Annotated in this window: 12 protein-coding genes; 6 read left to right on the top strand and 6 right to left on the bottom strand. The window is 58.5% G+C overall.

The annotated features are described in order from the left end of the window. Positions 1 to 41: 41 nt before the first annotated feature. Genes yihS through yihU form a run of 3 tightly spaced genes read right to left on the bottom strand, consistent with a single transcriptional unit; the run spans position 42 to position 3,099 of the window. Entirely contained in the window at positions 42 to 1,286 is a 1,245-nt protein-coding gene (gene yihS / locus BJP61_RS01410) for a sulfoquinovose isomerase (protein ID WP_161580640.1), read from the bottom strand. Between the two features lie 14 nt (positions 1,287 to 1,300). After that, entirely contained in the window at positions 1,301 to 2,176 is an 876-nt protein-coding gene (gene yihT, locus BJP61_RS01415) for a sulfofructosephosphate aldolase (RefSeq protein WP_171997684.1), read from the bottom strand. A gap of 23 nt (positions 2,177 to 2,199) precedes the next feature. Further along, the gene (yihU, locus tag BJP61_RS01420) at positions 2,200 to 3,099 is read right to left on the bottom strand and encodes a sulfolactaldehyde 3-reductase (RefSeq protein WP_171997686.1); all 900 of its coding nucleotides are present in this window, start codon (positions 3,097 to 3,099) and stop codon (positions 2,200 to 2,202) included. A 212-nt stretch (positions 3,100 to 3,311) separates the two neighbouring features. Between yihU and BJP61_RS01425 the strand changes: the two genes are divergently transcribed. The 6 genes from BJP61_RS01425 to fabY all read left to right on the top strand — a co-directional run bounded on the left by BJP61_RS01425 (position 3,312) and on the right by fabY (position 8,045). Continuing rightward, a complete protein-coding gene (locus BJP61_RS01425; RefSeq protein WP_171997687.1) occupies positions 3,312 to 4,211 on the top strand; it encodes a sugar kinase in 900 nt (299 codons plus the stop codon). Positions 4,212 to 4,247: 36 nt separating this feature from the next. After that, positions 4,248 to 5,054 (top strand): DeoR/GlpR family DNA-binding transcription regulator, encoded by an 807-nt coding sequence (locus BJP61_RS01430; RefSeq protein ID WP_075192777.1) that lies wholly within the window; start codon positions 4,248 to 4,250, stop codon positions 5,052 to 5,054. Positions 5,055 to 5,162: 108 nt separating this feature from the next. Beyond that, positions 5,163 to 5,762 carry a glucose-1-phosphatase gene (gene yihX, locus BJP61_RS01435; protein WP_161580127.1) on the top strand — a complete coding sequence of 200 codons (600 nt, stop codon included), beginning with the start codon at positions 5,163 to 5,165 and terminating at the stop codon, positions 5,760 to 5,762. Next, positions 5,756 to 6,625 (top strand): virulence factor BrkB family protein, encoded by an 870-nt coding sequence (locus BJP61_RS01440; RefSeq protein ID WP_038866501.1) that lies wholly within the window; start codon positions 5,756 to 5,758, stop codon positions 6,623 to 6,625. The genes yihX and BJP61_RS01440 overlap by 7 nt, the downstream gene beginning before the upstream one ends. Beyond that, positions 6,622 to 7,059, top strand: a complete 438-nt coding sequence (gene dtd / locus BJP61_RS01445) for a D-aminoacyl-tRNA deacylase (RefSeq protein ID WP_171997688.1) — start codon at positions 6,622 to 6,624, stop codon at positions 7,057 to 7,059. The genes BJP61_RS01440 and dtd overlap by 4 nt, the downstream gene beginning before the upstream one ends. Positions 7,060 to 7,103: 44 nt before the next feature. After that, positions 7,104 to 8,045 (top strand): fatty acid biosynthesis protein FabY, encoded by a 942-nt coding sequence (fabY, locus tag BJP61_RS01450; RefSeq protein WP_038866506.1) that lies wholly within the window; start codon positions 7,104 to 7,106, stop codon positions 8,043 to 8,045. 89 nt (positions 8,046 to 8,134) lie between these two features. Here fabY and BJP61_RS01455 read toward each other — a convergent pair whose 3' ends face one another. From BJP61_RS01455 to BJP61_RS01465, 3 genes are all read right to left on the bottom strand, one after another. Beyond that, the gene (locus BJP61_RS01455; protein ID WP_171997690.1) at positions 8,135 to 9,817 is read right to left on the bottom strand and encodes an AsmA family protein; all 1,683 of its coding nucleotides are present in this window, start codon (positions 9,815 to 9,817) and stop codon (positions 8,135 to 8,137) included. A gap of 121 nt (positions 9,818 to 9,938) precedes the next feature. Beyond that, on the bottom strand, positions 9,939 to 11,339 hold the full coding sequence (gene xanP, locus BJP61_RS01460) for a xanthine/proton symporter XanP (RefSeq protein WP_171997692.1): 1,401 nt from the start codon (positions 11,337 to 11,339) through the stop codon (positions 9,939 to 9,941). A gap of 318 nt (positions 11,340 to 11,657) precedes the next feature. Then, entirely contained in the window at positions 11,658 to 12,206 is a 549-nt protein-coding gene (locus tag BJP61_RS01465; RefSeq protein ID WP_161581969.1) for a fimbrial protein, read from the bottom strand. Between the last annotated feature and the right edge of the window lie 55 nt (positions 12,207 to 12,261).

Below are 12,261 nucleotides of genomic sequence, written 5' to 3' on the forward strand. Positions count from 1 at the left end.
ATGTTGTTTGCCGGATGGCGCTTCGCTTTTCCGGCTAAACCTTACTGGCGGGCGTTGACATCCAGCAGCCCGGCGGCGACCGCAGGCGCTAAGCCCGGCGCGAGCGGCAGGCGAGGAATAACCAGGCAGTGCAGCAGATGGTAGATATCCTGTTTGCCATCCCAGACTTTGGTGGTGACCAGATTGTTCTCATCGAGCTCCTGCCACCATGAGCCGTTTTCGTAATCCATCAGGTACTTCATGCAATAGTCCCACCATGTCTGATACCAGGTTTCGTACTGCGCCTCGTGCGTCACGCTGTAGAGCGCGTACGCGGTGCCCATCGCTTCTACAATCGGCCAGCGCACGCGTTCGCGAACGATAGGCGTGCCGTCCCAGTCCACGGAATAAACAAATCCATCCGCGCCGTCCGGCGCCCAGGCGTCGCGAATAGTGGCGTGGAACAACCCTTTGGCATCTTCCAGCAGCCATTCCGGCGCCGCCTCGCCGCGCGCTTCCAGCGCGGCGCGCAGATGCAGCATCAGACGCGCCCATTCGATCCAGTGACCCGGCGTGCCGCCATAGGCGCGGAACCGGTGAGCCGGGTTCTCCTTGTTGTAATCGCGAATTGGGTTCCAGCGGGTATCGAAATGCTCGTTGACGCGGTAGTCGCCTTTGCGGGCGACGTCGTGAATGATGACCGAGGCGATGCGTTGCGCGCGTTCCAGCCATTTACGATCCTGCGTCACGTCATAGACAATCAGGAACGCCTCGACGGCGTGCATATTGGCGTTGCCGCCGCGGTAGTTTTCCGTTTCGGTGAAGGCTTCGTCCCACGACTCCAGGCACATCCGCTCTTCTTCGCTCCAGAAATATTTCTCAATCACGGCGATGGCGTCATCAAGTAGCGCGCGGGCGGCAGGGTGACCGGTAGTGACGGCGCTGGCCGCGCCGAGCAGCACGAAAAAATGCTGATAGCCCTGCTTGGTGGCGTCCATCACGCCGTTATCGTTAACGCAGGCGTACCAGCCGCCGTGCTGTTTGTCGCGAAGCGGCCCGTTAAGGGCGTTGATGCCGTGCTCCACCAGCGCGTATGCGCCGGGGCGGCCCATCAGGGCGGCGACGGAATAGACATGCAGCATGCGGGCGGTTATCCACAGATGCGTGCCCATCTCTTCTTTCACCTGACCGTTATTACCGAGCCAGCCGAACCCGGTGGGTACGGCGGCGTTACGGCCAAACGCGAAAATACGGTCGGTTTCCTGTTCCAGCCAGCGATGATGGCTCAGCGTGTTAAACCATTTCATGATTTCTTCTCCTGTCAGCGGCGAGCCATCATTTCATCAACCACTTCGCCTAAACGGCGCAGTTTCGGCAGGGCGATGTCGCGCAGCATCATTTCGCTATCCGGCAGGCCGACGACTGACGACCAGACGGCGCGCCCGGCAAGAAAACCGCTGGCGCCCGCGCTCATCGCTATCCGCACGGCGCGCGGAAAGAGTTTTTCATCCACGCCGGAGGAGAGGATCACCCACGGCATATTGATCTGGTCGTTTAGCTTCTGCGACGCGCCGAGCAACGCCTGCGCATCGCCGCGACCGCCAAGCGGCATTTCGACTTTATAAAGATCGGCCCCGCTGTCGCCTAATTCTTTGGCCGCTTCGACAATCGCCTGCTCGCGGTCGAATTTATCGCCGCGGCGTGGCGGGCGTACCACCGGCTCGATAATGCTCAGCAGCCCCTGGGCGTGACATTTCTCATTGAAGGCTTTCACCATCGCGAGACGTTGCCCGGGATCTTCATCGCTGCGCCAGAGCACCAGCAGTTTTAGCGCTTTACCGCCATGCTGGCGCACCGCCTGCGCGTCGATGCTCTCATCAAGGGTCACGCTGTCGACGGGAATACCGTTGCCCGGGATAAAGTGGTCGGCGGCGACGATCATCGCGCAACTGTCAGCGATGGCGTTCTGCTCCACCACCTGCGGGTAGCAAAACTGTCGGTCTACCAGAATGGCGGAGGCGTAAGGCGAAAGTATGCGCGCCGCGTTGATCTTAAAATCGGTGAGTACCGAATCCGCCACCGGCGAGGCGGCGCCTGCGGCCGCGAACATCAGCCGCATCGCTTCGCGTTGATCCACCGCCAGCATGGCGAAGCCGCCGGACGGGCGGGCAATGTCTTTCAGGATGTCATTTTCCATCGGGGTTTCCTTAAAGGGAGATATCAAAGCGTGGCCTGGCGGGGCGTCAGCCCGGCGCTGACGCGCACCTGTTCTAAAATGGCGGACCAGTCCTGACGCCCGCGTCCGCAGGCGCGCGCCTGGTTGTAGACTTCGCGCGACGCGGCGCCCAGCGGCATCGGCACGTGGAGTTGATTCGCCACGTCCAGCGCGATGCCTAAATCTTTATGGGCAAGGTCAATCATGAAGGCGGGCGACAGATCGCCTTTAAGCACTTTGTTCGGCCAGGACGTAGTGAAATGGCCTTTGCCGGCGGGTGTGCCGCTCATTACCTGAAGGGCCACGTCGAAGGAGAGGCCCAGCGCCTCACACAGCACGGCGGCTTCCGCAGAGAGGGCGTTGAGCGCAATGCTCATGTAGTTGTTGATAAGTTTGACGCGAATGCCCATACCCGGCCCGCCTGCACGGATAAGCTCCGAGCCCATAGCCATCAGCACCGGCTCGGCGCGTGTTACTTGCTCCGGCGTACCGCCTGCCAGTAATAACAGCGTGCCGGATTTCGCGTGATCCGACGTGCGGCCCACCGGTACGTCCATCATGCTGAAGCCGCGGGCGGCGAGATCGTGAATCAGCCTGTCGGTCTGCAACGGGTGGATAGTGGACATGTCTATTACCAGCGCGTCGCGGGCAAGCGTCTTGCAGACGCCTTGTTCGCCCAGGAGCACATCACGCACCAGATCGCCGTTTGGGAGCATGGTGATGACAAATTCCGCCTTTTCGGTAGCGGCTGCGGGTGTGGCGCATGCCACCGCGCCCTTGGCGGTCAGCGTCTCCACCGCTGATTGATTCACATCGCAAACCTGCAATCGGTGGCCGTGACGCAGCAGGTTCGCCGCCATCGGCGCGCCCATTTGCCCCAGTCCGATAAACGCAATCGTCGCCATAACATGCTCCTGTGAGAGTAAACTCTGGTGTGTCAGTTTTGTCATATATAATGGATTATTTCTGTCTGTTTATGAGCGTATTTGTAATTTAAAGTCAAAAAATTGACAGCTATCACTTTTTTACGATCCGGGAAAATTAAAATGCCGCTATGGTGAATGGCAGGAACAGCGGCGGGCGTCGGCCCGCCTTAAGCGCTAACAGAGAGGACGCTATGGTTCGCATCGCGTGTGTGGGTATCGCCGTACAGGATCGCATTTATACGCTGGACGCCCTGCCGCACGAGGGCGGCAAATATGTGGCGCAGCACTACCGAGAAGTGGGGGGCGGTCCGGCGGCGACGGCGGCCGTAGCGGCAGCGCGCCTCGGCGCGCAGGTGGACTTTATTGGCCGTGTAGGGGATGACGCGACGGGCGGGCAACTGCTGGCGGAGCTGGCATCCTTTGGCGTAAATACCGCGCAGGTGCGTCAGGTGGCGGGCGCGCGTTCGTCGCAGTCGGCGATTCTGGTGGATGCCGCAGGCGAGCGGGTGATTGTGAACTATCCGAGCCCTGATTTACCTGATGACGCCGCCTGGCTGGGGGCTATCGATTTCAGCCAGTACGATGCCGTTCTGGCGGATGTACGCTGGCACGACGGCGCGCTGCGGGCGTTAACGCAGGCGCGCCGCGCAGGCGTCATGACGCTGCTGGACGCCGATGTCACGCCGCAGGATATCCGTCCTCTGGTGGCCTTAAGCGATCACGCGGCATTTTCCGCGCCGGGCCTTGCGCGTCTCGCGCCCGGCGTCGGCCCTGAAGATGGGCTGAAAATGACAAAAACGCTCACAAACGGACAGGTTTACGTCACGCTCGGTAAAGAGGGTTGCCTGTGGCTGGAAGAAAACGCAACGCTGCGCCACCAGCCGGGGTTTACGGTTGAGGTGATGGATACCACCGGCGCGGGCGATGTGTTTCACGGCGCGCTGACGGTCATGCTCGCGCAGCGCGCGTCACCGCAGGAGGCGGTGCGTTTTGCGAGCGCTGCCGCCGCGCTGAAATGCACTCGCCCCGGCGGGCGCGCTGGCATCCCTGACTGTGATCAAACCCGCTCTTTTTTGTCACTTTTTGTATAAAATGCCGGGCGAGCAATGATTTTAAGGGGATCGTTCATGAGCCTTACCGGAGTGACGGGCAACCCGCGCCACGATCAGTTGATTGGGCTTATCGCCGAGCGGGGGTATATGAATATCGACGAGCTGGCGCAGTTGCTGGAGGTTTCCACCCAGACGGTGCGGCGCGATATTCGCAAGCTAAGCGATCAGGGCCTCATTACCCGGCATCACGGCGGCGCGGGGCGCGCCTCCAGCGTGGTGAATACCGCCTTTGAGCAGCGTGAAATCTCCATGACCGACGAGAAAATCGCGATCGCTCAGGCGATCGCCGATTACGTGCCGGACGGCTCGACACTGTTTATCACCATCGGCACCACGGTGGAGCAGATTGCACGCGCGCTGCTGAACCATAACCATCTGCGTATTATCACCAACAGCCTGCGCGTGGCGCATATTCTCTATAAAAACAGCCGCTTCGAAGTAATGGTGCCCGGCGGCACGCTGCGCCCGCACAATGGCGGCATCATCGGCCCCGTCGCGGCATCGTTTGTCGAAGGGTTTCGTGCGGATTATCTGATAACCAGCGTGGGCGCTATTGAGAGCGACGGCGAGCTGCTGGAATTTGACGTGAATGAGGCGAGCGTGGTGAAAGCCATGATGGCCCATTCGCGCCATATCTTACTGGCGGCCGATCATACGAAGTATCACGCCTCGGCGGCGGTCAGTATTGGCAACCTGTCGCAGGCCACGGCGCTGTTTACCGATAAACAACCTGGCGCCTCGCTGAACGGGATTTTAAAAGCGCACCAGGTCGAGCTGGTGCAGGCGGAGTTACCGCACAGCGACGACGAAACCGACCGTTGATTGCTCACCGCAACGCGCGTGCGATGCAAAAGCCGCGCGTTCGCACATAGTCAAAGTTCTCCTTTCTCGCTACAGTTAACTTTCCATGGCCCAAAAGGAGAGAGAGTCATGCTGTATATCTTTGATTTAGGTAATGTCATTGTAGATATCGACTTTAACCGTGTGCTGGGCGTCTGGAGTGATTTCAGCCGCGTGCCGCTGGCGAACCTGCGGCAAAGTTTCTCCATGGGCGAACCTTTTTATCAGCACGAGCGTGGCGAGCTGAGCGACGAGGATTTCGCGAAGGCGTTATGCGAAGAGATGGCCTTACCGTTAAGCTTCGAACAGTTCTCCACCGGCTGGCAGGCGGTATTCGTCGGGCTGCGCCCGGAAGTCATAACCATCATGCAGCAACTGCGCGAGCAGGGGCATCGCGTGGTGGTGCTCTCCAACACTAACCGGCTGCATACCACGTACTGGCCGGAACAGTATCCGGAAGTGCGCGCCGCCGCCGACACGATTTATCTCTCCCAGGAGATGGGCATGCGTAAGCCGGAGCCGGAAATCTTCCAGAAAGTGCTGGAGCAGGAAGGCTTTAGCGCCCGCGACGCCGTGTTTTTCGATGATAACGAGGCGAACATCGATGGCGCGCGTAAAGCGGGCATTACCAGTATTTTGGTGACTGACCGTAAAACCGTACCGAACTATTTCGCGAAGTCTGCATGTTAAAATCCGTTCATCAAAAAGCGGCCCGCCGTACCGGGCCGCTGATCGCCTGGCTTAAGTTGCTGTGGAGCCGGATCGACGAAGACAATATGACGACGCTCGCCGGTAACCTGGCGTATGTGTCGCTGCTGTCGCTTGTGCCGTTTGTGGCGGTGATCTTTGCGCTGTTCGCCGCATTTCCGATGTTTTCTGACGTCAGCCTTCAGTTGCGCCATTTTGTGTTTGCCAATTTTATGCCCGCCACGGGTGATATTATTCAGCGCTATATCGAGCAGTTTGTTGCTAACTCCAGCAAGATGACGGCCGTCGGCGCGCTTGGGCTGATTGTCACCTCGCTGCTGCTGATGTACGCCATCGACAGCGCGCTTAATACCATCTGGCGCAGCACGCGCAAACGCCCGAAGGTCTATTCTTTCGCCGTTTACTGGATGATTTTGACCCTCGGTCCGTTGCTGGCGGGCGCGAGTCTGGTGATAAGCTCCTATCTGCTGTCGCTGCGCTGGGCGAGCGGCTTTACGACGATGATCGACGAAGTACTACGTATTTTTCCGCTGCTGCTGTCGTGGCTGTCGTTCTGGCTGCTTTACAGCGTGGTGCCCACGACACGCGTGCCGGGCCGTGACGCGCTGGCAGGTTCGCTGGTGGCGGCGCTGCTGTTTGAACTCGGAAAAAAAGGGTTCGCGCTTTACATCACCATGTTCCCTTCTTATCAGCTGATTTATGGCGTGCTGGCGGTGATCCCTATCCTCTTTGTCTGGGTCTACTGGACCTGGTGCATAGTCTTGCTTGGGGCAGAAATTACTGTCACTCTCGGGGATTACCGCAAATTACGACAAGCCGCCAGAGAAGAAGCTGAACCAGTATGATTGCATTAATTCAACGTGTGACCCACGCCAGCGTGCGCGTAGGGGAAGAAGTGACGGGTGAAATCGGGCCGGGACTTTTAGTACTGTTGGGTGTCGAAAAAGAAGACGACGAGCAGAAAGCGAACCGACTGAGCGAGCGCGTGCTGGGTTATCGTATCTTCAGCGATGAGCAGGGCAAAATGAACCTGAACGTGCAGCAGGCGGGCGGCAGCGTGCTGGTGGTGTCGCAATTTACGCTGCCTGCGGATACGGAAAAAGGGCTGCGCCCGAGCTTTTCGCGCGGCGCGCCGCCTGAGCAGGCAGAAGCCCTTTACGAGCATTTCGTCAGCCGCTGCCGGGCGACGGGCATCACGACCGAAACCGGGCGTTTCGCCGCTGATATGCAGGTCTCGCTGACCAATGACGGCCCCGTGACCTTCTGGTTGCAGATATGAACCAGATGCCCGCATGGCCGCGGACAACAAGAGAGAGTACCGCTATGTATCACCTTCGTGTACCCGAAACAGAAGAAGAACTTGAGCGTTACTACCAGTTCCGCTGGGAGATGCTGCGTAAGCCGCTGCATCAGCCGAAAGGCTCCGAGCGCGACGCTTACGATGCGATGGCCCATCATCAGATGGTGGTGGATGAAGAGGGTAATCCGGTCGCCATCGGACGCCTCTATATCAACGCCGATAACGAAGGATCGATTCGCTTTATGGCGGTCGACCCGGCGGTGCAGGAAAAAGGCCTCGGCACGCTGGTGGCAATGACGCTGGAGTCGGTCGCGCGGCAGGAGGGAGTGAAACGCGTGGTCTGTAGCGCGCGCGAGGACGCGGTGGAGTTTTTCGCGAAACTGGGTTTTGTGAACGAGGGCGAGATCACCACGCCGCAAACCACCCCGCTGCGTCACTTCCTGATGATTAAACCGATAGCCTCGCTGGATGACATCCTGCATCGCGCCGACTGGTGCGCCCAGCTGCAACAGGCGTGGTATCAGCATATTCCGCTCAGCGAGAAGATGGGCGTGCGTATCCTGCAATATACCGGGCAGAAATTTATCACTACGATGCCGGAGACCGGCAACCAGAACCCGCACCATACGCTGTTTGCCGGCAGCCTGTTTTCGCTGGCGACGCTGACCGGCTGGGGGCTTATCTGGCTGATGCTGCGTGAGCGCCACCTCGGCGGCACCATTATTCTGGCCGACGCGCATATTCGCTATAGCCGACCGATCACCGGCAAGCCGGGCGCCGTGGCCGATTTAGGTTCGTTGAGCGGCGATCTGGATCGTCTCGCGCGGGGCCGTAAAGCGCGCGTGCAGTTGCAGGTAGAGCTGTCGGGCGACGATACTCCCGGCGCGGTGTTTGAAGGTATTTACATCGTATTGCCCGCCAAACCCTTCGGGCCGCTGGAAGAGGGCGGTAACGAGGAGGAATAGGGGCGCGCGGATTGCCCCATCCTGCGATTGCGTTGAGGTATGTTTAGTCGGGCAGGTCATGAAGCGCACCTGCCCGTTTTACCACGGCATTACGTCCCGGGCACGACGCCGTTTTGCATCGTTTGCTGCACCTGCTGCCCGTTGGCGCCTGTCGCCTGGAGCTGGCCGTTGACGCTCGGGCGCAGCGGCGCATCTGCGGCCAGGCTGCCGCTTGCGGTAAGCTGGATATTACCGTCACCCTCCAGCGGTAGCTGCGGCCATCCCCATTGATGCAAAACGTTTACCGGCACTGCGCGGCCATTCAGACTGAGCGTCGTCATACGCTGCGGCAACTGAGAGATCGTCGCGGTGGCCTGCAACATCCCCTGGCCTGCAAAGGCGCTCAGCTCGCTAATCGCAATGGTGGACGGGTTCGCATTCAGCGTCAGTGACGGACGGCGCACGTCAACGCGGTTAAACGTCGCGGCGGCGGCGTTCAGCGTGACGTTGCCGCCCCAGATCCCCCATTCACCGTTACGCGCCAGTTGCAGATTATTGCCCCATGCGTCCAGCGCAGTGAGCTGAAAGGGCCACTGCGGATCGATATCGATAATCAGGTTGCGGCTGCCAGAGAGCTTTTTCACCGTCACGGTCTGTAGCCACGCGGGTAATTTCTCCTGCCAGCGTTTTTTCCAGTCGGCGGGCAGCGTGTATTCCAGCCCGGCCAGCGCCAGCTCGTCAAGCGTCAGCGCGTTGCCTGCACGCAGCCAGTTGCCGGACGTTCTCACCATGCCGCCCTCCCAGCGCGAGCTGAACTGACGCAGCGCCACGCCCTGCGCTGACAGATCGGCGTTAACGATAGGATCGAGAAAATGCAGCGAGCCATAAACCACTTCGCTGGCGTTCATCGACACCCGCCCCTCGTCGCTCTGCCAGCTGCCGTTGGCAAGCGTCAGGTTACGCAGGCTGATATCCAGATCGGTCGCTGCCCAACCGGGCCCTTCGAGCCGCGCGTCGGTGATATCGACACGTCCCAGCGCCAGCGAGGGCAGCGTCGTCAGCGGTTTTAAAAAATCGCTGACCGATTTATCGGTTTGCAGGCGGATTTCGCTCAAGCGCAGGGTATCCACTATCCAGCCGCCGTTGGCCAGACGTCGGGCGTTGCCGGTGAGCGCGCCGCGAGCGATATCGGCACCGAGATTGGTGATAGCCACTTCATTATTATTGATTTCGCCCTGCACCAGCACATTGCTGGCGGGCATGCCGTTGAGCGTCAGCGAGCCTGCGCTCAGTGCGATGTCCGCTTTGCTGCCAAGAATTTTCCCGGCTTCAGGCAGCCACGGACTGATACCGCCATTCACGCGCTGCGCGCTGAGATCCCAGCCCGTTTTCGGGCTGTTAAACGCCATATCGCTTAGCTGGAGGCGGTCGGCGCGAAAGGGTAGCGGTGCGGTGGACGGCGATAAATTCAGCGTGCCCTTATAGAGCAAAATGGTATCGACATGCATTGGCTCGGTGACCTGACGGCTGCTCAGGCCGATATCCACCTTTTGCGCCACCAGCGTGGCGGGCTGCCCGCTGCGCCCGAACGTGACGTTTTTCAGCACCAGATGCGAAGGCGCGGAAAAGCTGTGGTCCATTTCATCAAAGGTGATGTGATAGCCGCTGTGCTGGTTCACCCAGCCGGTGAGCCAGCCCGCGCCCCAGCGCGTTTGCAACAGCGCGTACAGCGCGAGCAGAATCAGCAGAACGGCAACGATCAGCGCAATGATGAGCTTTCCGAGAAATTTCATTGTCTTCCATCCTGTGAACTTCCGATGATGGATTTATGCACTATTCAGGCGAATTGCTCAAGGCGGGGATTGTCAACGAAGGTGTCTGCGATGGCGGCGGGGCGCCGCCATCGGCAAGGGATCAGGCGTCGGTCTGTTTTTCCGGCGGAAAAATCAGATTCAGCACAATGGCGGTGATGCCGCCCGCGGCGATACCGGAGGAGAGCAGGTTTTTCACCCAGTCCGGGGCAAATTGCAGGATCAGGGGCTGCTGCGAGACGCCAAGACCGACCGCCAGCGACAGCGCGATAATCATGATAGCCCGGCGGTTTAACGGCTCGCGGGAGACGATACGCACGCCGGACGCGGCGATGGTGCCGAACATCACGATGGTCGCACCGCCCAGCACCGGCTCCGGAATATGCTGCACAAAACCGCTGACCGCCGGGAACAGGCCCAGCACAATCAGCATCAGCGCCACTACAAAACCGACATAGCGGCTGGCAACGCCGGTGAGCTGGATGACGCCGTTGTTCTGCCCGAAACAGGAGTTCGGGAAGGTGTTAAACACGGCGGAGACAAATGAGTTCAGGCCGTTCGCCAGCACGCCGCCCTTGAGGCGTTTCATATACAGCGGGCCGGAGACAGGCTGTTCGGACACGTCAGAGGTGGCCGTGATATCACCGATAGTTTCCAGCGAGGTGATCATAAAGACCAGCATCAGCGGCACCAGGAGACTCCAGTCGATGCCGAGGCCATAGTAGAGCGGCGTTGGCACCATAATCAGCGCATTGTTGGCGGGCGTGCTGTTCGCAGGCAGCATATCCATGCCCCACGCCAGCAAATAGCCCACGGCCATGGCGATCACCAGAGACGCGACGCGCAGGTACGGGTTGCGCTGACGATTGAGCAAAATGATTACCGCCAGCACCGTGCCTGCCAGCAGCAGGTTTTTCGGTGCGCCGAAGGTGTGATCGCTCATCGCCGCATAGCCGCCACCGATGGACGTCAGACCGACCTGGATCAGCGACAGACCAATGATCATCACCACTACGCCCGACACCAGCGGTGTAATAATACGGCGCGCCAGATGCAGGACACGGGAGATGACCATTTCAGTGCAGCTTGCCAGCATGAGTGTGCCGAATAACGCAGCCATCATCGTCGGTACGTCGGCTCCGCCGGTTTTCAGAGCGGTGCCGCCCATAATCAGCGGGGCGACGAAGTTAAAGCTGGTGCCCTGAATGGACAGCAGCCCGGAGCCCACCGGCCCCCAGGCTTTAATCTGAATAATCGATGCCACGCCGGAGGCGAAGAGCGACATGCTGATGATATGCTGCGTGTCCTGTGCCGGTAAGCCGAGGGCCTGGCAAATCAACAGCGCGGGTGTGATGACCGCCACGAACATCGCCAGCAAATGCTGGCAGGCGGCGAACAGCGTTTGCGGCAATGGCGGTCTGTCTTCCAGACGATAAATTAGTTCACTGTTGTGAGCGGGCGCAACCGATTGCGCTTTCTCAGATTCCAGAGTATTAACGGACATTAACGGCATTCCCACGGTGGCAAAGCGGACATTTTATCGGACTGCCTGCTAAAAGCAAACGATTGCATGGTTAAGGCCACTATCATTAAAAACATTAAAAAGGGTTTTGTCTGACGTAAACCTGGCTGGCTACTGGCATGATCCATTCATAGCAGGGATTATGGCTGGGGGGATGAGGTAAAATGGTTAAAGCCTGGGGGCGTGTGTGGTGAAATGGCTTTTCGCAACGCTGAGCCTGCGGTTTATGACTACCTTTATGGTTTGCATAAATGCATAGCATCAAAAACGCCCACCTTAATGATGGGCGTACCGCGCTGATTAAAGCCGTTCAATCTGGAAAGTTACATCACCTGTTACTTTGCCTTGTGTCGCCGTCTGACCATTTAGTTTAACGAGCTGTAACCCTAAATATTTCACAGCAACGTTAGATCTGTCACCCAGCAAATAGGGCTGATTAATATCAATAGGCGTGTTGTTAGTTTCAAAGAAACCGATACCGACACCACGGGCGGCGTCTTCGCCGGTGGTGGTATTAGCAAATGTAGTGCCGTCAGCATTATCGTGTGTGCCAATGAACCTGACCGCCACTTTGCCATCCCAAAGGTTTTGGGCGCAGGTGGAGTTATTATCTACACCCTGAACCGACATTGAAAGTAGGGTAACAGAGGTGGATTTATCCCCTTGTTTAATCATATTACTGATATCAGAAGTAAGATTGACGCTGCTTTTATTCAATGTGACCTGACACGCTGTCGTGCTTGAGGTCACTGTCCCTGATACAGAAAGGACAGCACTCGAATCTTCAGCATGTGCCGTACTTAGAGTAATAAACGATATTAACGCGAAACCGACAAGTTTGTTTTTCATTTTACTCACCTTAAAAATGGATGAAAAAAATAACAAATGCCACTCTGCTTAGTTA

The sequence above is a fragment of the Cronobacter sp. JZ38 genome, assembly GCF_008932145.1.
GTDB lineage: Bacteria > Pseudomonadota > Gammaproteobacteria > Enterobacterales > Enterobacteriaceae > Cronobacter > Cronobacter muytjensii.